Annotated in this window: 21 protein-coding genes and 1 pseudogene; 12 read left to right on the top strand and 10 right to left on the bottom strand. The window is 63.0% G+C overall.

Annotation, left to right across the window (positions count from 1 at the left end; all coding sequences use genetic code 11):
- Window positions 1-379 precede the first annotated feature (379 nt).
- The gene (locus ABIB00_RS25825; RefSeq protein WP_354106303.1) at window positions 380-1,639 is read left to right on the top strand and encodes an allantoate amidohydrolase; all 1,260 of its coding nucleotides are present in this window, start codon (window positions 380-382) and stop codon (window positions 1,637-1,639) included.
- Between the two features lie 98 nt (window positions 1,640-1,737).
- Window positions 1,738-2,028: pseudogene (locus tag ABIB00_RS25820) on the top strand (hypothetical protein); the annotation flags it as partial.
- An 84-nt stretch (window positions 2,029-2,112) separates the two neighbouring features.
- Here ABIB00_RS25820 and ABIB00_RS25815 read toward each other — a convergent pair.
- A complete protein-coding gene (locus tag ABIB00_RS25815; RefSeq protein ID WP_354045174.1) occupies window positions 2,113-2,334 on the bottom strand; it encodes a hypothetical protein in 222 nt (73 codons plus the stop codon).
- 348 nt (window positions 2,335-2,682) lie between these two features.
- Between ABIB00_RS25815 and ABIB00_RS25810 the strand changes: the two genes are divergently transcribed.
- On the top strand, window positions 2,683-2,865 hold the full coding sequence (locus ABIB00_RS25810; protein ID WP_247348323.1) for a hypothetical protein: 183 nt from the start codon (window positions 2,683-2,685) through the stop codon (window positions 2,863-2,865).
- Window positions 2,866-2,885: 20 nt separating this feature from the next.
- Here the strand turns inward: ABIB00_RS25810 and ABIB00_RS25805 are convergent, their stop codons facing one another.
- From ABIB00_RS25805 to ABIB00_RS25795, 3 genes are all read right to left on the bottom strand, one after another.
- Window positions 2,886-4,262, bottom strand: coding sequence for a vWA domain-containing protein (locus ABIB00_RS25805; protein WP_354106302.1), 1,377 nt, complete (start codon window positions 4,260-4,262; stop codon window positions 2,886-2,888).
- A 5-nt stretch (window positions 4,263-4,267) separates the two neighbouring features.
- On the bottom strand, window positions 4,268-5,215 hold the full coding sequence (locus ABIB00_RS25800) for an AAA family ATPase (RefSeq protein ID WP_247348318.1): 948 nt from the start codon (window positions 5,213-5,215) through the stop codon (window positions 4,268-4,270).
- A 147-nt stretch (window positions 5,216-5,362) separates the two neighbouring features.
- Window positions 5,363-5,563, bottom strand: a complete 201-nt coding sequence (locus ABIB00_RS25795; RefSeq protein ID WP_247443856.1) for a hypothetical protein — start codon at window positions 5,561-5,563, stop codon at window positions 5,363-5,365.
- A 224-nt stretch (window positions 5,564-5,787) separates the two neighbouring features.
- Between ABIB00_RS25795 and ABIB00_RS25790 the strand changes: the two genes are divergently transcribed.
- Window positions 5,788-6,762 carry a quinone oxidoreductase family protein gene (locus ABIB00_RS25790; RefSeq protein WP_354106301.1) on the top strand — a complete coding sequence of 325 codons (975 nt, stop codon included), beginning with the start codon at window positions 5,788-5,790 and terminating at the stop codon, window positions 6,760-6,762.
- A gap of 138 nt (window positions 6,763-6,900) precedes the next feature.
- Here the strand turns inward: ABIB00_RS25790 and ABIB00_RS25785 are convergent, their stop codons facing one another.
- Both ABIB00_RS25785 and ABIB00_RS25780 read right to left on the bottom strand, forming a co-directional pair.
- On the bottom strand, window positions 6,901-7,176 hold the full coding sequence (locus ABIB00_RS25785; RefSeq protein WP_354106300.1) for a hypothetical protein: 276 nt from the start codon (window positions 7,174-7,176) through the stop codon (window positions 6,901-6,903).
- A 98-nt stretch (window positions 7,177-7,274) separates the two neighbouring features.
- Window positions 7,275-7,883, bottom strand: a complete 609-nt coding sequence (locus ABIB00_RS25780; RefSeq protein ID WP_247348314.1) for a S24 family peptidase — start codon at window positions 7,881-7,883, stop codon at window positions 7,275-7,277.
- A gap of 166 nt (window positions 7,884-8,049) precedes the next feature.
- On the opposite strand from ABIB00_RS25780, the gene ABIB00_RS25775 reads away from it, so the two are divergent.
- On the top strand, window positions 8,050-8,577 hold the full coding sequence (locus ABIB00_RS25775) for a GcrA family cell cycle regulator (protein WP_354106299.1): 528 nt from the start codon (window positions 8,050-8,052) through the stop codon (window positions 8,575-8,577).
- Between the two features lie 47 nt (window positions 8,578-8,624).
- The gene (locus ABIB00_RS25770) at window positions 8,625-9,200 is read left to right on the top strand and encodes a hypothetical protein (protein ID WP_247443853.1); all 576 of its coding nucleotides are present in this window, start codon (window positions 8,625-8,627) and stop codon (window positions 9,198-9,200) included.
- Window positions 9,201-9,246: 46 nt separating this feature from the next.
- Here the strand turns inward: ABIB00_RS25770 and ABIB00_RS25765 are convergent, their stop codons facing one another.
- Entirely contained in the window at window positions 9,247-9,603 is a 357-nt protein-coding gene (locus tag ABIB00_RS25765; RefSeq protein ID WP_354045166.1) for a hypothetical protein, read from the bottom strand.
- A gap of 187 nt (window positions 9,604-9,790) precedes the next feature.
- Here ABIB00_RS25765 and ABIB00_RS25760 point away from each other — a divergent pair, with 187 nt between their 5' ends.
- The 3 genes from ABIB00_RS25760 (at window position 9,791) to ABIB00_RS25750 (ending at window position 11,034) form a co-directional block, all read left to right on the top strand.
- Window positions 9,791-10,048: a hypothetical protein gene (locus tag ABIB00_RS25760; protein WP_354106298.1), complete on the top strand. Its 258-nt coding sequence runs from the start codon at window positions 9,791-9,793 to the stop codon at window positions 10,046-10,048.
- Window positions 10,049-10,365: 317 nt separating this feature from the next.
- On the top strand, window positions 10,366-10,551 hold the full coding sequence (locus tag ABIB00_RS25755) for a hypothetical protein (protein WP_247348309.1): 186 nt from the start codon (window positions 10,366-10,368) through the stop codon (window positions 10,549-10,551).
- Window positions 10,552-10,692: 141 nt separating this feature from the next.
- A complete protein-coding gene (locus ABIB00_RS25750; protein WP_247348308.1) occupies window positions 10,693-11,034 on the top strand; it encodes a phasin in 342 nt (113 codons plus the stop codon).
- Window positions 11,035-11,382: 348 nt separating this feature from the next.
- Here ABIB00_RS25750 and ABIB00_RS25745 read toward each other — a convergent pair whose 3' ends face one another.
- Both ABIB00_RS25745 and ABIB00_RS25740 read right to left on the bottom strand, forming a co-directional pair.
- Window positions 11,383-12,213 carry an alpha/beta fold hydrolase gene (locus tag ABIB00_RS25745; RefSeq protein ID WP_354106297.1) on the bottom strand — a complete coding sequence of 277 codons (831 nt, stop codon included), beginning with the start codon at window positions 12,211-12,213 and terminating at the stop codon, window positions 11,383-11,385.
- A gap of 152 nt (window positions 12,214-12,365) precedes the next feature.
- Window positions 12,366-14,162: a ShlB/FhaC/HecB family hemolysin secretion/activation protein gene (locus tag ABIB00_RS25740; protein ID WP_354106296.1), complete on the bottom strand. Its 1,797-nt coding sequence runs from the start codon at window positions 14,160-14,162 to the stop codon at window positions 12,366-12,368.
- Window positions 14,163-14,292: 130 nt separating this feature from the next.
- Between ABIB00_RS25740 and ABIB00_RS25735 the strand changes: the two genes are divergently transcribed.
- Both ABIB00_RS25735 and ABIB00_RS25730 read left to right on the top strand, forming a co-directional pair.
- Window positions 14,293-15,468 (top strand): FecR family protein, encoded by a 1,176-nt coding sequence (locus ABIB00_RS25735; RefSeq protein WP_354106295.1) that lies wholly within the window; start codon window positions 14,293-14,295, stop codon window positions 15,466-15,468.
- A 58-nt stretch (window positions 15,469-15,526) separates the two neighbouring features.
- Window positions 15,527-18,268 carry an EAL domain-containing protein gene (locus ABIB00_RS25730; RefSeq protein ID WP_354106294.1) on the top strand — a complete coding sequence of 914 codons (2,742 nt, stop codon included), beginning with the start codon at window positions 15,527-15,529 and terminating at the stop codon, window positions 18,266-18,268.
- A gap of 11 nt (window positions 18,269-18,279) precedes the next feature.
- Here ABIB00_RS25730 and ABIB00_RS25725 read toward each other — a convergent pair whose 3' ends face one another.
- Entirely contained in the window at window positions 18,280-18,540 is a 261-nt protein-coding gene (locus tag ABIB00_RS25725) for a hypothetical protein (protein ID WP_247350644.1), read from the bottom strand.
- A 267-nt stretch (window positions 18,541-18,807) separates the two neighbouring features.
- On the opposite strand from ABIB00_RS25725, the gene rocF reads away from it, so the two are divergent.
- Entirely contained in the window at window positions 18,808-19,785 is a 978-nt protein-coding gene (rocF, locus tag ABIB00_RS25720) for an arginase (protein WP_354106293.1), read from the top strand.
- Window positions 19,786-19,831: the final 46 nt, after the last annotated feature.

The raw sequence follows: 19,831 nt of genomic DNA, 5'->3' as shown, positions 1-19,831 counted from the left end.
TGACCGCCTCGATCTCGCGGCTGCGCCGGTTTGGCGGAGCCCGGAACAAGATGTCGCAAGCTTCATGCCAGAGGTCGGGAAGCGGGCAAATTATCGTAAGCTATGGAAAAATATAACATTTTTTAATTTTAAGGATCTTGCCGAGGAAATCGGCAGATTATTTTATAGGCAATATCTGTCTGTTGTATGCAATGGAGTTAAGCAGACCGATCAGCTCGCGCGTGTGCACGACGGGAGCTACGCTCTGCCGGCTACCCTCATTCATGCTACCCACGCGCGGATCGGGACCGCGCCCGTGATTTCGCTGGCACCGAACTTGTATCGATTGCCGCCAGGACCGCCGCTGCCGCGGGTCCCAAGAGATGGAAAGCTCGCCGAGATGGCTGCTGGTAACGCCGTTCAGAATGCATCGCTCGGCGAAGCGATCGTGCGAGGGATCAACGAGCTCGCCGCGATCTCGGAAGAAAGCGACAAACTTACCCGCATCTATCTGACCAGCGAGCTGCGCAAGGCCGCGGATCTGATCCTAAGCTGGATGCGCGAGGCGGGCATGAGTGCGCGTCTCGACGCGATTGGCAATGTCTGCGGGCGCTACGAAGGGCAGCGGTCGGGCGCGCCTTGCCTGATGCTTGGCTCGCACTACGACACCGTGCGCGATGCCGGCAAATGGGACGGGCCGCTGGGCGTAGTCACTGCGATCGCCTGCGTCGCCGATCTCAACCGCCGCGGCAGGCGCCTGCCGTTCGCGATCGAAATCGTCGGTTTCGCGGATGAGGAGGGGGTGCGCTTCGCTTCGACCTTGCTCGGCAGCCGTGCGGTCGCCGGCACATTTGACGAGAATGTTCTGAATACACGCGACCGCGATGGCGTGTCGATGCGCGATGCGCTCGTTTCGTTCGGGCTCGATCCCGATCACATCGGCGCGGCTGCGCGGGCGCGGCGCGAACTGCTCGCCTATCTCGAGCTGCACATCGAGCAGGGGCCCGTGCTGGAAGCGCAAAACCTGCCCGTCGGTGTCGTCACCGCGATTGCGGGCGCGACACGGCTTGCCGCGCGCCTGACCGGCATGGCCGGTCACGCGGGCACCGTGCCGATGGCGCTGCGCCGTGACGCGCTCACTGGTGCTGCCGAATGCATCGGCGCGATCGAGCAATTCTGCCGGACCGACGCGAGCGGCCTGGTCGGCACTGTCGGCTACATTCAGGCGAGGCCCGGCGCGACCAACGTCATTCCGGGCGAGGTGTCCTTCACCATCGACATGCGCGCGCCGATGGACATGCACCGCAAGCGCGCGGTCGCCGATGTCGTCCGGCAGATCGAAGCGATCGCAAAGCGCCGCCAACTGACGCTTCAGCTCGACGTCACCCACGAGAACCGCACCGCGCCTTGCGCGCCCTGGCTCAAGGGCCAGATCGCGCAGGCGATCCATGCTGAAGGGTTTTCCGTGTTCGAGCTCCCGAGCGGGGCGGGGCACGACGGCATGGCCATGATCGACATTGCCGATGTCGGCATGATCTTCGTCCGCTGCCGCGGCGGTATCAGCCATCACCCGGACGAGCATGTCGAGCCCGCCGATGCCGACGCCGGCGCGCGGGTGTTGCTGCGGGTGATTGAGAATTTTCAGCCGCGGGAAGGGTAAGTTGAGGCCGCAAGTCACGGGATAGAGACACGAATCAGGCAGGTCCGGAAGCGTGACGGCCTACCGCCGCCACCACGAGACACCATTCCACGCCGCATATGAACAGCGACATCTCTTTTCCATCCCGTTGCGAGAACCGATTTTATCAGGGTCGGGCGGCGACCTTCGTCGCCAACGCGCTTCAGGCCGTGAATTTTCTCGGCGATCGATTCCTGCGAAAGTCACATCATCCGTTCACGGCCATCGAGGACCTTTACCGGCACTCGATGGACAGCGCCTTTGCGGTGACCGAAGCATTCCTCGTCACGGGCGCGCCGCACGCCTCCGCGTACTATCCGCGCGACTTCGCCTGGTTCTATCCCGACGTTCTCGACCCCGAAACCATCATTTGTTCAGCCCGCCAAACCCGTTCCTGATCAGCTCCCGCATCCGCTTGCTTGCCGTCCTCGCGCCGCGTCGTTGCACGCGCGATATCACGCCACGAGATCCAGCAGGCGGCATGATCCGCGCACCAGTACCTTGCGTCCTGTCAATGTCATCTCGGGAACGCCGTCCCTGATCGCGACAAGGCCGAGCTTGATAAGGCCTTCGACAACATGAGTCTTCGTGAGGCGACCGCGCGACGGCGGATTGCGGAGCGCTTTCAGAACTTCCCATTGGTCCGGCGAAAGATCGAAGTCGATGTCGTTGCTCATGTTGCCTCAAGCGATAGTACCGTTCGCTCACCCTGTTAGCGGCGCTGCGTGAAGACCGTGCGACGACAATGAGTCGGGAATTCGGTGAGGTGTTTAGAACTCCTCTTCACAAATTGCCGCATGTCGTTGCGCCACAAGAATTAAGATCGCTCGATCACGAATATCTTCCCGGGGCCTCGATCACATATTGATGAAGCGGGCTTGATGTCGCGCGGAGATGCCGCGCTGCACGGGAAGCGCTGCTGTCCCATTCCGCGTCGCAATATGCATGCAAATCATGAGACGAAACGCTCGAGATGCTGCTACGCTGATTCGCGGGAACGGCTTCACACGGCAGGAGTGGAGTGCATGATCAGGCTGGTCGAAATTCGCAGTCAAGAATCCCTGTGCCGGGAGCGCGCCGCGCTTGATTTCGAGCGCCGGGTGTTCTGGCTTGCGCAAGCCCAGGAATGGGAGCAGCGCGCGCTTGACGAAATCGCCTATCATTTCCGGGAGTGCAATTTGGCTCCGACGGAGTTTGCGCGAAACTGACGTCGGCCTCGGCGTAAAGCCTACTGATAAGTCGCCACGATATCGGACACCGCGCGCTCGAGCTGCTGCGCGGTGGCGCACTGGCGCACCACACTGCAGAAGGTCGCGTAGCGCGGCATCTCGGAATCGCCAAAGCCCCAGGCGAGACGTCCTTCGGGATTGAGCCACACCAGGCGCTTGGAGCGTTCGGAGATGCGGCGCAGGATGTCGGCGCGCGGGTCGAGATTATTGCTGCGGGCATCGCCGAGCACGATCACCGTGGTCTGCGGTGTCAACGTGCTCATGAACTCCTTCTCGAAATCGACCAGCGACGAGCCGTAGTCGGAGGAGCCGAAGCCCACCTTGGACATGATCTCGGCCATTGCCTCTTCCGGCGATTTCGATTCCAGAATGTCGCTGACTTCGATCAGATGCGAAGAGAAGGCGAAGGAATGGACGTCGTCGACCACCTCGTGCAGCGAGTGGATCAGGAGCAGGAAGAAATCGGAGACTTGCGCGACCGAGCCGGAGACGTCGCAGAGCGCTACGATCTTCGGCCGGTCGCGATGCTTGCGCTTCCACGCCGTGAGGAAGGGGATGCCGCCCCAGGCGGCGTTGCGGCGCAGTGTGCGGCGGACGTCGAGATGACCGCGGCGCTGGCGCTTGCGCGGTTTCGAATAGCGCTCGCGCAGACGCCGCGCGATCTGGCGGATGAGAGCGCGCATCTCCGCGACATGGCGCCGCTCAATGCGGGCAAGCGGCGCGTTGCGTAGAATCTCGTTGCGGAGGTTTTCAGCCTCCTCGCGGGCATAGAGCGCAAGCCCCTGCGCGACGGTGTCGCGGACGGCTTCGCGCAGGGCGTCGAGCGCGGAGCGAAGTCGCTCGGCCAGCGCCGGGTTCGTCGCGGTCAGCTCCTCGAGATCGTCGCGCAGCCGCTGGAGCCCCATGGCGTCGAGGATGCGGCTGGAGAAGATGCCGCGCTGGGTGGAGTAGCGGATCTCGGACAGGGAGGCCGCGCCTGAGGCGCTGGCGATCGCGGCTGCGATCGCGTTGCGATCCTGCGACAGCAGCATCTGCGCGAGCGGTCCCAATCCCTCGGAAGGCTGACCTTCGCCCGCTTCGCTGGCCGGGCTGGAGGAGGGCGATTGATCCACGTCCTCCGAAGCGTCCTCGCTGTCGGCCTCGGGCTGATTCTGCCGCGGCTCCGGCTGGCTGAAGAACAGATCAAAACAGTCGCCGAGCGCGAGCTTTTCGTCCTGCGATTTGGCAAGCGTCAGGAGCAGCGCGTCGCGCAGGATGGTCCGGTCTGAAATGCCGACCTGCGTCACCGCGCGCATCGCATCGATGCTTTCGGCGGGCGAGACATGGACGCCGACGCCGCGTGCCGCACGGAAGAAACGATGGAGGTTCTCGCGCATCGGCGTCAACCGAAGACGTTGGATCGTGCTGCCTTGGCAATGAAGGTCGTTATCTGAGGCTGAGCCGCCTCGATGTCGGCCTCGTATTTCAGGAGGACGTTGAGCGTGTCCTTGACTATGTCGGTGTCGAGCTCGGAAGCCTGGAGCAGAACCAGCACGCGCGCCCAGTCGATGGTCTCACTGACCGAGGGCAGCTTCTTGAGGTCGAGCGAGCGAATCTCGTGGATGAAGCCGACCATCTGCCGCCGCAGCGTCTGCGAGATGCCGGGGACGCGGCTCTCGACGATGCGCTCCTCGAGCCGCTGCTCGGGGAAGCCGATATGCAGATGCAGGCAGCGCCGCTTGAGAGCGTCGCCGAGATCCCGCTCGCTGTTGGAGGTGAGGATCACCGTCGGCGGCGTGATCGCAGAGACGGTGCCGAGCTCGGGGATCGTGACCTGGAAGTCGGAGAGGATCTCCAGCAGCAGCGATTCGAATTCCGCATCCGACTTGTCGATCTCGTCGATCAGGAGCACGCAGCCGCCGGGCTGCTCCAGCGCTTGCAGCAGCGGCCGCGGTTCGACGAATTCCTTGGAGAAGAACACGTCGCCGAAATCGTGAAGCTGGGCGAGCGCGTCGTGCAGCGTCTGCGCGCCGCCGAGGACTTCGCCGAGCTTGTCCTTCAGGATCTGTGTGTAAAGAAGCTGCTTGGCGTATTTCCACTCGTAGAGCGCCTTGGCCTCGTCGAGGCCTTCATAGCATTGCAAGCGGATCATCTTCAGGCCGCGCCAGGCCGCGATCGCCTTGGCCAGCTCGGTCTTGCCGACGCCTGCAGGGCCTTCGACCAGAATCGGCTTTTCGATCTGTTGCGACAAATAGACGGCGGTCGCGATCTGCCGGCTCGCGATGTAGCCTTGCGCGGCGAGGCCGCTCTCCACTGCCTCGATCGCGGTCGAGGCCTTCTGTTCAGCCACGAAAGGCGCTCCCAAAGGTCTTGCTTGAGGCTTGTTCTGCCTGTGTTCCCGGCAAAGAACAAGCCTCGTTTGGGAGGGACCAGACCCGCGCGTACAGACGTATTTTCCGCTCAACGCAAATAGTTGAACGGCACACCGGCCGCGCGATCAGTGCCGCAGCAACTCCGGCTTGCGGATGGTCTGTCTGACCTCGGCGCCGCAATCGGCGCATTCATAGACGAAGTCGATCTTGGCAAGGCTCCAATGCGGTTCAACCTCGCGCACATACATCGGCAGGAACCCCATGCAAGCAGGGCAGATCACAGGCGCGATTTCCATATCCTGATGATGCTGTACATAAGCTGGCATCTCGGCTCTCCTTCGCAGGCGACCACCAAACCCGCGCAAAGGCTACTGCCGGTCGGCGCAAGGCCGACATCAACTCTTTCGAACAGAGACGGAACGGCGGAGGTTTGTCGTTCGCTGTGACATTCTTGTTACGTCTCGGTACTGTGACGGGCGGACTAAATGCCTATTTCAAAGGGCCGATCCGGTATTCGGACTTTTACCTCAACGATAAGGGAGCAACGCCCATGACGCATGCCATTCGCTTTCACCAGACTGGTGGTCCGGAAGTCCTGGTCTGGGAGGAGGTCAGCGTCGGCAAGCCCGGACCTGGCGAAGCACGCATCCGCCACACTGCGGTCGGTCTCAATTTTGTCGACATCTACAACCGCTCCGGTGTGTACCCGGTGCAATTGCCGAGCGGTCTCGGCAGCGAGGGGGCCGGTGTCGTCGAGGAAGTGGGTTCGGGTGTCACCGATCTGAAGCCGGGCGATCGCGTCGCCTATGGCGCCTCACCGCTCGGGGCTTATTCGGAGGCGCGGCTGATTCCCGCCGACCGGCTGCTGAAGCTGCCCGACGGCGTCGACGACAAGACCGCCGCGGCGATGATGCTGAAGGGGCTCACCACGCAATATCTGATCCGGCAGACCTATCGCGTAAAGGCCGGCGACACCATTCTGCTCCATGCGGCTGCCGGCGGCGTCGGCCTGATCCTGAGCCAGTGGGCCAAGCACCTCGGCGCGACTGTGATCGGCACCGTCAGCAACGACGAGAAGGCCAAGCTCGCCAAGGCGCATGGCTGCGATCATGTCATCATCTACACGCGCGAGGATTTCGTGAAGCGCGTGGATGAGATCACTGGCGGCAAGAAGGTGCCGGTGGTTTACGACTCCGTCGGCAAGGATACGTTCCTGAAGTCACTCGACTGCCTCGCGCCGCTCGGCGTCGCCGCGCTATTCGGTGCATCCTCCGGCGCTGTCGAGCCGCTCAATCTCGGTTTGCTCGCACAGAAGGGCTCGCTTTACGTCACCCGGCCGACGTTGTTCACCTACGCCGCCAAGCGTGAAAGCCTGGTCGCGATGGCAGGCGAGCTGTTCGACGTCGTCAAGTCCGGCGCGGTCAAGATCGAGGTGCGCCAGACCTATCCGCTGAAGGACGCCGCCAAAGCGCATACCGATCTCGCCGCGCGCAAGACCACGGGCTCGACCGTCCTGACGGTGTAGTCTCCGACCGGGCTGTGGCGCACGCCGGCAGAGCGTTATCGAGCGAAGTGGATTCCGGTTCGCGCAAAGAAAACGCGTCAAGATAAGAATCTAGGGCCGGTTCGCTTCGATCGGAACGGAAACGGCCCTAGGCCTGCGTCACGTCCGTTCGTGCTTGCGCAGATCGCGGGCGTGATCGAGCCGGATCGCCTGGAGGTCGATATCTTCGGGAGGGATCCGGGGCAGGACAGCCTCGGCTAGGATCGCCTCGGTCACGTCCTCGACCGAACTCTCCACGATCTCGTGGATGAACGAGATGTTCTGATATTCGCCTGACGCGACGCGGGAAATGACCTCGCGCCTAGTGATTTCAGGATCGACCACCGCCTCGCGGCCGCGCCGCCCATAGTCGATCATCACGACGAAATACTGCATGAAACGATCCTGCCGTGCCCGACGGCCGGGGCACGGCAGAGTATTTCCGAAAAACGGAATCAAGTCAAGCTAGATTTCTAAACATCAGAAGTCGGCGCCTACCTGCTCTTCTTGCGAGGGCGCGCCGACTTGGCGCGCAACCGCTCGAGTTGGCCCTTGGGCATGGACAGGCAGATCTCTCCGACCCACTCCAGTTTCACGCCGACGATCTGCTTGGCATTGAAGCTGCTGAGATTGACGACGGAGGGGGATTTGCCCCGCTCGATGGTCTTCAGATAGCGCTCGCCGGACTTGAGCCGGACCACTGCCTCTTCGCCGTAGAAGCTCGACAGCGGATGGCGCTGGTCCTTGTAGACCACGATCACGTCGCCGCTCTCGTATTTGGGCAGCATCGAATCGCCCACGATCTCGAACGCGATGGTCTCCTCCATGATCGGGAAGGGCAGCGCGATGTCGCCGAGCCCCTCCGGGGGAACCTGCTCATAATCCGGCTCGATCACGGCACCGGCGCCGACGCGGCCCATGATCGGGGCGAGATTGAGCTCGAGATATTCCATGATCGGAACGATTTCCGAGGCCTTCACCAAACGTTCGCCGCCGAGGATCTCTGAGACCGCGCCGGGCCGTACGCCCATGGCTGCCGCCAGGCCGCCCTTGCTCTTGCCTGTCTTTTCCAGGCCCCGTTCGATCATTGCAGCGTCCAACATGGTGATTCCCTCGATTGTCCATCGTTCCGCCTCTTGTAATCCGAAATTCGGAATTGATGCAATTATGAATATCAGAATTATTGCTTGACACTGACTTCGGAATAACGGAATGTACGCTCCGCCTCGCGATCGTGCGATCGGAGGAGGCGCATCACAGGACAGCAGCATGGAACCGGGCCATTGGCCGTCGGAGCACTCCGACGCGCTTCGCGAATATTTTCTCAAGGGAATGTCTTATGCGGAGATCGGAAGAGAGATTAACGCAAGGTTTGGAACGGCTTACACGCGCAATGCGGTGGTCGGCCGCGCCAAGCGGCTCGGGCTGGTCGTGAAGGTACCGATGAGGAGTCCGTCGATCGTGCCGGTCTTGCCGTCTGGAGCCTGTCTTATCCTCCCGCACCGTCCCACGTTACTGCACCTGCCGCCGAAATCCGCGATGAAGCCCGCCGCGCCGGTCAAGCTGCGCTGCGTCGGCGTCCGGCCGCGTCTGGTCCCGTTGGCCGAACTCGATCGCGACGACTGTCGCTATCCCTACGGCGGCGACAGAGACGGGGAGGAGATTACCTTCTGCGGCCATTCGCGCCAGCCGGGCTCGAGCTATTGCGCGCCGCACGCGCGCCTGACCCGCCGCTCTGTAGCCGGGTCCGGCCGCGCCGCCGGTCCGGTCGTGCTGAGGCTGGTCTCCGCAGCCTGACCTGGCGACCGCCCGTTCAATCGTCAATTTCGCAAAGGAGTATCCGAGTGGCACGTGTCCGAAGCAACAGGTCCTACAAATTGGCGAAGATCTACGACCGGCGCTCGCGCGAGGTACCGTTCAATGCGGAGGTGGCGGACGTCGAGGTCGATAATCCGCTGGCGCTCGACCCCGGAGAGAAGATCATGGCCGTGCGGTCGATCCGCAGCGATCCGCTCGGCAGGCTGCACGCGCACCATCAGATTGACGAGGCGCAATTTCGCGGCGGGCGTGCCTTCCAGAACGATTGGGAGAGGGCCGAGCGAGGTCTTCAGGCGATGGACCCGACCCGCGAATATGTCGATGGCGCGCGCACGCGCGAGCCCGTCACCGAGAGCCAGCGTCAGGCGGTGCTGCGTCTGAACGGGGTCGAGCGCGAACTCGGCACCGACGGCGCCGCGCTGGTGCACGATGTGTTGGTACTGGGCCTGACCATGGACGAGATCGGCCAGCGTCGCGCCGTCCGTACCCAGCGCTGGAACGACTATTTTTCGCGGCGCTTTCGGGAATGCCTGGACCGGCTGGCGCTGATCTATGGCTTTGCGACGGAAACGGGGAGACAGCGTGCAGGGCAGCGCGGATGACAACGGCACGCCTGCGGTCTCGGCCGCCGGCGTGCCAGTCTGCTGCTTAGGGATGCGGCAGGATCTGGTAGGGCGTGGTATAGGGCTCGACGCGGAGCGAGGCGTTGGCCAAAAGCCCGATCTTGGCGGTCGGCGCCTGCTGCAATTCTCCGCTCGGACCGCGATGCACATTGTATTGCCACACGGTGAGATCGCCCTTCTGCGCAAGAGCATGCGCAATCGCGCTGGCATCATTGCCGCCGAGCGCTTGAAGCTCCTCCGCCGACAATCCGACGACGATTTCGTCCTTGATGGTGACGACCTTGAACAGGTTCATCCTGGTCTCCTGCGCCCATGCGCCTTGTATCGAGAGGGTGAGAAGCGCGACCGCGGCGCCTTTGATGAAATCGCAGCGAGAAAGCATGCCGTCGTCCTTAGGTGCTGGGGCGCGCCCGAATCGATCAGTCCGTCGGCTATGGCGCCCGTGATCTGCGTGACTGTTTCGCATCCGCTTTGTCGTTCGCTCCTCAAGAACGGTTCATGGCCAGCAACCAAATACGGCCCGAATGAAGAGCCGCGTCCGAGTCTGACAGCTCGAGGCGGCGGGTATGATGAAATTCTCCGGCGCAGTTTGCCTTCTCATGTCGCTTGGGGCAGCAGACGTCGCTGTGGCTGCCGATCCGTTCTATATCGGCAACTGGACATTGACTGCCGCCGCCGTCGCGCCATGGGCCGATCCGCAACGCAAGCCTGACAGCACCGGGCAGGCGCGGCTGATGGGAAAAGAGGCTGCCTTCAAGGCGAGAGATATCAGGACCTCGTCCAAGCCGCAGGACAAGGTCAGCGATCGAGACAGTATGCCGAATTGATGCCGCTTCTTGACGCAGGTGGGTGACGGGGGGCCATATTCCTGTTATCCGGAATTGCTGTAGCGCGATGCAGACGAAGCATTGCTGCGCCAACTGTTGGGCTTGCCGGAGGAGTTGTTCCTTGGCATAAGTGCAACCTGCTCGGTTGAGCCCGAACGTTCGGACATGTAGCTCAGCGTGCTAACACGCGAGGGTCCGCTCCGGCCGAAAGCTCGCCGTCGCCATGGTATCCAGTTATGCGTTCGGTTATGGCGTTCGGTTCTCAGTTGGGACCTCGATGTCGGATCACGAAAGCCGATGCTTGTTATAGGTGCGAGATGAAAAACCTCAATTTCGCCGCTGAACTGCACCTCAAGCTCGGCGCGCCTGCAGGCGGCACCGTCGAAAGCCTGCGTCTGCTCCGCGCGTTTCTGAAGCTGGCGCCCCGGCAGCGTTTCGAGGTCATCAAGCTCGTCGAAGACCTCGCCACCGAAGAAACTGTTTCCGAACACCCCCTGTCCTAAGCCGGGCTGCGCGCCGGCCTTCCGCCTTGCCCTTCGTTTTCCTGCCAGAACCGGCCGCCGGGCGAGGTTTGCCCCGGGCTGGACGCTGGAAGGCGATCCGGCAAGTGTGGTATTCAGTTTGAAAAAGGGAGGAGTGCGACCATGATCGAACCGAAGATCGAAGTTCCGGCCGAACTGCGCGACCTGGCGGAGAAGACGATTGACCAGGCGGAAAAGGCATTCGGCATGTTTTTCGAAGCCGCCACCAAATCGATGACGACCGTTCCGGGCGCGGGGGCGGAGGTGTCGAAGCAGGCGCTCGCTTTCACCGAGCAGAACATGAAGTCGGCGTTCGAGCATGCTCGCAAGCTCGTTCATGCCACCGACCTTCAGGAGGCGATGCGAATCCAATCGGATTTCCTGCGCAGCCAGTTCACCAGCGCCGGAGATCACATGCGCCAGATGACCGGCAGTCTCATGCAACCGGGAAAGGACAAGTCCTGATCTCGGTGTCTGACTCCATCATCCTCTGCTGATCCCTGCCGGTCCTCCGGCAGGGATTTGCATTTTAGGGCACGCGTTAGTTTGCGACGCCGTGCTCATCCGCAACACGAACCCGGAAATTGCGAGAGGCCGATGCGGGCAATGATCGACCGCAGCTGCCTGCGGGCCGAACGATAGAGATGCCGCGCGAATCTCGGCGTCCTTGCCACGGGCAGGCCAAAGCTTGTCGTATCGAGATTTTTCGTGTCAAGGCTTTGATGGAGTGCGACACGTGCCTCTCCGAGATGGCGAGGCCCTTTCTATCGTGCCCGGCTCGGGGCAGCCTTGACCTGCCGCAAAGGTGCCAGGCTAATAGTCGCCGGGGTTCATGATCATCGGACTTTTCGTATCGGCAGGCGCGAGCGCACTGCTGGCGCTGTCGCGCAGGAAGCGGTCGAGCGTCGCCTGGATTTTCTCCTTGACCGCATCGGGACCGCGGTCGCTCATCTCGGTATGCTGTGCGCCGGTGTGGATAATGTCGATGCCGAGCGCCTTGGCCTCTTCCGGCGTCGGCAGCACGCCCGGGTCGGTCTGGAAATGCGGATCCTTCGAGCGGAACGACAGGATCTTCATGTTGTCGCTGAGCACGAAAGGCACCCGCAGATTGTCCAGCGTGATCACTTTCGACACCAACTCCGGGTGCTGATGAGCGACATACATCGAAACGTCGCCACCGTTCGAATGTCCGACGAGGGTGATGTGGTCGAAATCGACGTTCTCCTGCCGCCTCTTCAACTCAGCCAAGGTGAAGAGGATGTTGGTCTCGCAGCGGATATAGACCTCGCGCCGGCCGACATATTCCTGGCCGACCCGGGTCATCAGCGGCGGATCGCTCGGTAGGTCCTGCTGGATGCTGGCGACAAGATAACCGCGTGCGGCGAGCACGTTGGCGAGAAAGGAATACTCGGTGGCCTTGACGGTGTTGCCGTTGCTGATGATGGCGAGCGGCAGCTTCCAGAGACCGAGATTGGCCTTGGTCTCGTAATCGCGCCGCACCGCGATTTCAACCGCGATCGGCCGCTGGCGGGCGGCGTCGAACAGGGCCAAAACCTCGTGGCGGATCGCGAACCGGCTGACGACGAAGTACTGGCCGACGCCGAGGACACAGAGAAACGCCAGAACTGCAAACACCCTTTTCATGGTTCCGTCTCAAATCACTTTTCACTGAAGATGGCCATTGTGAACTGCCGGATCGAGCGATCGTGAGCAGGTTACGGTATTAAATTTAGGACAGTCTGTGAGGAACGCTGCAAAAGGGCCGCATCAAGGCAGCGGCAACAAGGGTCGCGCGGCTAGAGGTAGCCGTCCCTGCTGCGTTCGGGGCAGAGCCGGAACGCGCTCGACAGGGTGAACAGGAAGCGGGCGCTGCGGCGCTCGTTGTCTGACGCCCGGTAGCTCAAGGGGACCGCCACGCCGAGATCGGCCTGGAAATCGTCCGGCAGGAAGAACCGCACGCCAGCTCCGGCCGAGGTCAACGACAGGCCGTCGCTCAGGCGGTAACCGTCGTTCCAGACTGCGCCAGCATCGCCAAAAGCATAGAGCTGATAGCCGGTCCAGTAGCGGAAATTGAGCTTCTGGTCGAAGCGCAGTTCGAGTGAACCGGCAAGACCGTTGTCGCCGCTGATCTCGGCTGCGCCATAGCCGCGGCCGAAGGCAGCGCCGCCGAGATAGAATTGCTGCGAGGTGAACAGCGGCCGCGACGCCGTCTGGTTCGCAGCGGAGAGCTTGAGCGACCAGGCGTCGTTGAGCGTCTGGTAGCGCGTGAACCAGAGGTTCAGCACCGAGAAGTTCGATGCCGCGCCATCGCGCGACAACAGATCGTCGTCGAAATGCGAGGCACCGAAGATGTCGAGGCCCTGGCGATAGGTCAGCGTCGCGAAATTGGTGCCGCCGAAATGATCCTGGAGCCGGTAATCGGCGGTCAGGCTCGCGGTCCTGATATGGTCGTTGTACCAGGGCCCGTAAAGGTCATGCTCGGATACGTTGCTGAATGTCCCGGCCACGGTAAGCGTCAGCCCCGACGATTGCGACATGAAGGGCACAGTGCTTGCCCGCACCTCGAAAGCTTCGGTCGTGGTGATGTCGCTGTCGAGGCGGCGGGCATCGCCCGGCCGCACCGCGCTGTACAGGACGGAGGCGCCGAGACGCACGCCGTCGACGCCGACGGGCGCGTCATAGGACAGCCGTGCGAAACCGAGCTCACGGGGATCGTTGGCAATGGTCGACAGGTTGACCGCCAGCGTGTCGCCGGGCGTGAGGTAGGAGTTGAACGCGCCGGTCGCGTAGGTCTGCCACGGGCCCACTGACGACGAGCCGAGATTGTCCAGACCGAGCGACGAGAAGACGTGCCAGGTCTTCAAATAGACGGTGAGGCGGAAGCGGCCGGTCGAACCGCCGATCTCCTCCAGCGCGGTATCGGTGATGCGGACGCCCGGCCTGCCGCTGACGAGGAAGAGTTGGCGTTCGAGCGTTGCCAGGCGCGAGGGCTGCTCGGCCAGGATTGGCCCGAGCATCGGCCTCACGCCGAACTGCTCGGTGCCATCGCCTTTCAGGTCGGCCTGCACGATGGCGCCTTCGACCACCTGGATCCGGACGCGTCCGTCGGCAATGTCCTGCGGCGGCACGATCGCCCGGCTCAGGTGAAATCCATCGGCGCGGTAGAGATCGCTGATCGCGCCGGCGATCGCGGCGAGATCCGCCTGCGAAACCTTCTTGCCGACATAGGGCTGGTAGACCGCGGCGATGCGATCGGGGGAAACGGCCTGGGCTCCGCTGACGTTCACGCCGCGCAGCACGAACTGAGGCTTGGTAGCGGCGCCCGTGTTGGGCTGGCCGACTGTTGGTAGCCTGACCGGAGGACGGCTCAGCGATTCCCGCTCGGTTTGGTTTTCAAAGTATTTCTCAGGTTGGCGCGGATCGAAACCCGGCTGGCTCGCCTGTTGTCCGAAAGCCTGAGGAACTCCCGCAAAAATCGGTACCAACAGCACCAGCGCGGTAAGGAGATGCCGCTTCTCAACGCGCGCAACAAGCCTGTTCCCGTAGTTTGACGGAGAAGTGCTCCTAAGGCGGTAAGAGGTCGTTAGCCACATGATTTTTCATAGTTTTTTATGGTCAATGAATCGTTAACGCGACCGCTCCGCTCGCCGCTTCCCGCTAATTCTATCTTGAGTGATTTCGGATACCCCCCAGGACTGGCTGTAACGCGGACTGAGGATCGTCATGCTGGTCAAAATTGGAATGCGGGGCGCCTTGATGGCTGCGCTGATCCTGGGAACGGCCTCCGGCGCCTCCGCCGCGGACGATGGCGTCTGGTCGGTCGGCAAGGCCACCGGCGACGTCTGGGTCGCTACCAACGGCGCTCAGCAGGTTTCGTTGAACCAGCAGGAGGCGCTCAAGCCCGGCGACACCATTCGCACCGGACGTAACGGGCGCGTACTGCTCGTCCGCGGCGAGGAAACGATACTGATCTCTCCCAACTCGGTGGTCGGCTTGCCCACGGAGAAAAAGGAGGGTCTCTCGACCACCATCATCCAGCAGGCAGGTTCGATCCTGCTCGAGGTCGAGAAGCGCAACGTCAAGCATTTCGAGGTCGAGACGCCCTATCTCGCCGCCGTGGTCAAGGGAACGCAGTTCAGCGTCACTGTGAATGCAGGCAGCACCAAGGTCGGCGTGCTTCGCGGCCAAGTCGAGGTCTCCGACTTCAAGACAGGACAGATCGCTCAGGTCATGCCGGGACAAGCGGCTACCGCCTTCGAGCACGGCAAGCCCGGTATCAGCCTGAGCGGTGCCGGCACCTTCAATCCGATCGAGCACGGCAAGCCGCGCGCCTCGACGATCGAGCGCGTCCCCGTGCCGAAATCGGGCCTGTCGGCTCCGCGCAGCGCAGCGAATGGCCGTGCGATTCATGCGCTCGGTCCGGTCGACAAGGGCACCAAGGCGGCCGGCGCAGCTAAGCAATCGCATCAGGCAGCCGGAGTTCACGCGCCCAAGGCTGGGGTCGTGCGCATCTCGAGCTCGCTTGGCGAGGTCAAGCTGAACGTCCACAAGGTCACGCACGGACTCGCCCACGGCGCTGTTGCTCCCGGGCAGGTGCGCAACGCGAACGCCAGCGCTGGTACCGGGACGGTCTGGAGCGATACGAAGGCGAGCACGACGACCGCAGCCGCCAATAGCTCCAACACAACGGCAGTCAGCGTGAGCAGCAGTTCATCCGCAGCCAGTGCCACATCGGCGTCGGCAAGCGCGACGACCGTTGCGACCACCGCTGGGCCGCCGGATAATGTGTCCGGTGGAAGTCCAGGAAACGAAAGCAACGGCAACGGCAACGACGGCGCCACCGGTAACGGCAATGGCCGCAATGGTCACGGCAATGCCTACGGCCATAACAAGCACTGAGGCGATTTCCTAGGGGATGAGGGGCGCACCCGCCGACGCGGGTGTGTAGGAGGATCGGGTGAAACGCTATCGGCCGCATATTCTTGTCGTGACCGCACTCGCGGTGGTGCTGTCCACGGGGTGGCACGGTGCACTTCGCAACGCGCTGACCGATCTGCGGTTCGCATGGCAATCGCGTGCTGCCAGCGGCAACGTCGTCGTGGTCGCCATCGACGCGCCCTCGATCGACCAGATCGGGGTATGGCCTTGGCCGCGCCGGCTGCACGCGGAACTGTTGCACAGGCTCGAGGCGGCGGGGGCGCAGGACGTCGCCTTCGACATCGATTTCAGCACGCCATCTGATCCGGCCGCTGACGAGGCGTTGGTCACTGCGCTTCGTGAAGTCGGCGGCTCGACGATCCTGCCGTCCTTCAAGCAGCCAACGCCGAATGGCGGCGGGGCTCACATCAATCGGCCTCTGAAGCCGTTCAGCAACCAGTCGTGGCCCGCCGTCGTCAATGTCGCGGTCGAATCCGACGGGCTCGTGCGCCGTTATCCGTTCGGCGAGAAGCTCGGCGATGCCTTGATGCCGTCGATGGCCGTCGTGCTGGCCGGGCAGGACGCCAATCGGCGGCCGCCTTTCCTGATCGATTTCGGTATTCGAAGCGCTTCCATTCCGACTGTCTCCTATTTCGACGTGCTCCGCGGCGATACCGCCACTCTCGACAAGCTGAGAGATAAAAAAATCATCGTTGGTGCGACGGCGCTCGAACTCGGCGATCGGTTCAGCGTTCCTAACGGGCGCATCGTCTCGGGACCCGTCCTCCAGGCGCTGGCAGCAGAATCGATCCTCCAGAACCGGATGCTGCGCTGGACCTCCGATATCGGCATGATCCTGGGCCTCAGTGCGATCTGCCTGCTGATGATGTATTCGTGGCGCCGCTTCGCACCGGGAGTTCGCGTCGCAATCTTGATCTCAGCCGGAGCGGCCTTCGAGCTGGTCGCTATCCTCGTGCAGGCAAGATGGCCCTTCATCATCGACACATCGCTGTGCCACATCGCGATTGTCGCTTATCTGGCGGCGATCGCACTGGACGAAATCGACTTCCGTAGTCTCCTGGGACGCATCGCCGAAAGCCGCTTTCATCGGATCGCGATGTCGCTCGGCGATGGCCTCGTCTGCACCGACGAAGATCAACTGATCACGGTGTGGAATCCCGGCGCCAGTGCGATCTTCGGCTATATGCCCGCCGAGATCATCGGCCGCCCGTTCGAAACGCTCTGCGCCGTGCCGGTGGACGATGACGCGCGGCCGTCCATGCGCAACGCCGCACGCCAGGCGCTCCTCGTGCCCGGCGGGGCGGTCGTCGTCGAGTTCGACGGGCGGCGCAAGAACGGTGACACTTTCCCGGTCGAGGCGAGCTTCTCGGGCTGGCAGGGAACGGACGGTTTCCAGTACGGAGCCATCCTGCGCGACATCTCGGTCCGCAAGCGCGAGGCCGACCGCGTCAGATATCTCGCCGAATACGACGCGCTGACTGGTCTTGCCAACCGCAACACGCTGCATGCCGGACTGGTCGACATGATTGCGGACGCCGGGCAGCGCTCTTGCGAGGTCGCGTTGCTCGTGATCGGACTCGACGGTTTCCAGAGCATCAATGACATGCTGGGTCATTCCGCCGGAGATCTCGTGCTGCAGGCGGTCGCTATTCGCCTGAAGGGCCAGGCGGGGGATGGCGCTATCGTTGCCAGGCTTAGCGGAGACGAATTCGCCATTGCGCGTGAAGGCTCTGATGGCGGCGAGCCGATCGCAGAGTTCGCCGAGCGAATCGCGCTCGCCTTCGAAGCACCGCTTGCGACTGGCACACGGCAGCATCGCGTCAGGATCAGCATCGGCGTCGCCGTCTATCCGGAAGGCGGGCACAACGCGGACGATCTCCTGAGCAATGGCCATCTCGCGCTGAGCAAGGCAAAGCTGACGCGGCGGGGCGGCCATGTGATCTTCGAGAGCGCGATCAGGCAGGAGCTGGAGAACCGGCTGACGCTGGAGAGTGAATTGGCGCTTGCCGCGGATCGCGGCGAGTTCGAGCTGTTCTACCAGCCTCAGGTTCGCCTGATCGACGTCAGCCTGATCGGGGCCGAAGCGCTGATCCGTTGGCGGCATCCCGTGCGCGGCTACGTTTCGCCCGGGGAGTTCATGCCGGTGGTCAACACCTCGGCGCTATCCGAGCGGATCGCGAATTGGGTAATGGAGACCGCCTGCCGGCAGGCGCGCGCCTGGGAGCTGTCCGGCAATAGCGTGCGCGTCGCGATCAACCTGTCGCCCTCGCAGCTTCACTCCGGCGATCTCGCGCATTCGGTCGCGACGCTTCTGGACGCAACGGGGCTCACGCCGTCGCTGCTCGAGATCGAGGTCACAGAGGACATCCTGCTCCACGACGAAAGCCGCGTGCTCGACATGTTCAAGCGCATCCAGCAGCTCGGCGTCCGCGTCCTGTTCGACGATTTCGGCACTGGCTATGCGAGCCTGAGCTATCTGAAGAAATTTCCGCTCGACGGGCTAAAGATCGACCGGTCGTTCGTGCTCGATCTGCTCGCGGATTCCGATGATGCCGCGATCGTCGGGTCGACCATCGGCCTCAGCAAGCAGCTCGGACTGACGGTCGTGGCTGAAGGCATCGAGAATCGCGCTACGGCCGATTTTCTGGTGAGCATGGGATGCGAGGAAGGGCAGGGCTATTTCTTCGGCCGCCCGATGCCGGCGGAAGCATTCGAGCGGCAATTCCTCGCGGTCGAGTGCGCTGCCGTCAACGCCGCCTGAACGGGCCCGCTCTAGCGCCGACGCGCCACCGCGACCCCGAACAGGAAAGCAACAAACAGGCTCGCAAGCGGCGCTTCGCGCGTGATTGCCGCAACGGTCGCGAGGGGCCGTCCGGGCTTTCGCGCTTCATCGATTGCGGAGGTCATGCGGTCGACAGCTGCATGCAAGCCGCCTGCGACCTCACCGACGGTGCGGGATACGTCCGTCGCGGCATCGATGGCGCGCTCGGCCATGCCGGGGTGGGAAGTGGACTGCGGAATCTCCGTGCTCAAGCGCGCGACCTCCAGGCTGATCGTGTGACGGAGGCCGGTACCTTTGGCTATCCGCGCGAGCGCTCGTTCTGAACAGCGGGTCCGACGACCTTTGGCTATCCGCGACAGGCGCCGTGGTTTTTACGGCGGGTACCGGCCTTGGATGAGCAATTCGGCGCGCGGGGTTTTGTTCCGAGTCGATACGCCGCTACGCGGACCTTCCCCGTGAAACGACGGGCGCGAATCTCTGTTAGGCTGGCGCAAACTTGCTGATCTCAGGAGACGGCTGTGACCGATCGGACCCCGACGGATCGAGCCCGGCGCATCGCCTTGCTGGGCGCCCCCATCGACATGGGGGCTTCGCAGCGCGGCACCCTGATGGGTCCTGCGGCGCTCCGCACCGCCGGCCTTGCGACACTGCTCGAAAGCCTGGATCTCGAGGTCACTGATTACGGCGATCTCTCGGTGGCCGAGGTCCGGGACCTCGCGGACAGGCCTCCCGAAAAAGCCAATCACTACCGCGAAATTCAGCGCTGGACGCGCGTGCTGAGCCGCAAAGGCTACGAGATCGCGAACACCGGTGCGCTGCCGATTTTCCTGGGAGGCGATCACACCTTGTCGATGGGATCGGTGAACGCCATGGCCCGTCACTGGCAGGAGCGCGGACGCGAGCTGTTCGTGCTCTGGCTCGATGCCCATGCCGACTACAACACGCCGGAGACGACGATTACCGCCAATATGCACGGCATGTCGGCAGCGTTCCTGTGCGGCGAACCCGGCCTCGACGGATTGCTCGGCGATGATCCGCGCGCCTCGATCGATCCCGACAGGCTCGACCTGTTCGGCGCGCGCTCAATCGACAAGCTCGAAAAGGAGTTGATGCGCGCGCGCCGGATCAGGGTTGTCGACATGCGACAGATCGACGAGTTCGGCGTCGCCGTGCTGATCCGCCGCGTCATCGAGCGCGTCAGGGCCGGCAACGGCGTGCTGCATGTCAGCTTCGACGTCGATTTTCTCGACCCCTGCGTCGCGCCGGGTGTCGGCACGACGGTGCCGGGCGGAGCGACCTATCGCGAGGCGCATCTGATCATGGAGCTTCTGCACGATTCCGGCGTGGTCGGATCAGTCGACATCGTCGAGCTCAACCCGTTCCTCGACGAACGTGGCCGCACTGCGCGGACCGCGGTTGAACTGATCGGCAGCCTGTTCGGCCAGCAGATCGCCGACCGGCCGACACCAAGCAATGCGATCGCGCCGGGTGAGTGACGTACGAGCCGTTTGTGCGTTGCGAAGAAGGGAACTGCCGTCGCCG

This window comes from Bradyrhizobium sp. LB14.3, assembly GCF_040547985.1.
Classification (GTDB): Bacteria; Pseudomonadota; Alphaproteobacteria; order Rhizobiales; family Xanthobacteraceae; genus Bradyrhizobium.
This window is presented reverse-complemented; position numbering and strand designations above follow the sequence as displayed.

Bases quoted from the DNA above. Each gene is read 5' to 3' on its own strand.
- ABIB00_RS25760 (WP_354106298.1), top strand. From the start codon at position 9,791: ATGAAATTCTCCGGCGCAGTTTGCCTTCTCATGTCGCTTGGGGCAGCA.
- ABIB00_RS25825 (WP_354106303.1), top strand. From the start codon at position 380: ATGGCTGCTGGTAACGCCGTTCAGAATGCATCGCTCGGCGAAGCGATC.
- ABIB00_RS25765 (WP_354045166.1), bottom strand. From the start codon at position 9,603: ATGCTTTCTCGCTGCGATTTCATCAAAGGCGCCGCGGTCGCGCTTCTC.
- ABIB00_RS25810 (WP_247348323.1), top strand. From the start codon at position 2,683: ATGATCAGGCTGGTCGAAATTCGCAGTCAAGAATCCCTGTGCCGGGAG.
- ABIB00_RS25815 (WP_354045174.1), bottom strand. From the start codon at position 2,334: ATGAGCAACGACATCGACTTCGATCTTTCGCCGGACCAATGGGAAGTT.
- ABIB00_RS25805 (WP_354106302.1), bottom strand. From the start codon at position 4,262: ATGCGCGAGAACCTCCATCGTTTCTTCCGTGCGGCACGCGGCGTCGGC.
- ABIB00_RS25745 (WP_354106297.1), bottom strand. From the start codon at position 12,213: ATGAAAAGGGTGTTTGCAGTTCTGGCGTTTCTCTGTGTCCTCGGCGTC.
- ABIB00_RS25755 (WP_247348309.1), top strand. From the start codon at position 10,366: ATGAAAAACCTCAATTTCGCCGCTGAACTGCACCTCAAGCTCGGCGCG.
- ABIB00_RS25735 (WP_354106295.1), top strand. From the start codon at position 14,293: ATGCTGGTCAAAATTGGAATGCGGGGCGCCTTGATGGCTGCGCTGATC.
- ABIB00_RS25790 (WP_354106301.1), top strand. From the start codon at position 5,788: ATGACGCATGCCATTCGCTTTCACCAGACTGGTGGTCCGGAAGTCCTG.
- ABIB00_RS25775 (WP_354106299.1), top strand. From the start codon at position 8,050: ATGGAACCGGGCCATTGGCCGTCGGAGCACTCCGACGCGCTTCGCGAA.
- ABIB00_RS25750 (WP_247348308.1), top strand. From the start codon at position 10,693: ATGATCGAACCGAAGATCGAAGTTCCGGCCGAACTGCGCGACCTGGCG.
- ABIB00_RS25785 (WP_354106300.1), bottom strand. From the start codon at position 7,176: ATGCAGTATTTCGTCGTGATGATCGACTATGGGCGGCGCGGCCGCGAG.
- ABIB00_RS25795 (WP_247443856.1), bottom strand. From the start codon at position 5,563: ATGCCAGCTTATGTACAGCATCATCAGGATATGGAAATCGCGCCTGTG.
- ABIB00_RS25740 (WP_354106296.1), bottom strand. From the start codon at position 14,162: ATGTGGCTAACGACCTCTTACCGCCTTAGGAGCACTTCTCCGTCAAAC.
- ABIB00_RS25780 (WP_247348314.1), bottom strand. From the start codon at position 7,883: ATGTTGGACGCTGCAATGATCGAACGGGGCCTGGAAAAGACAGGCAAG.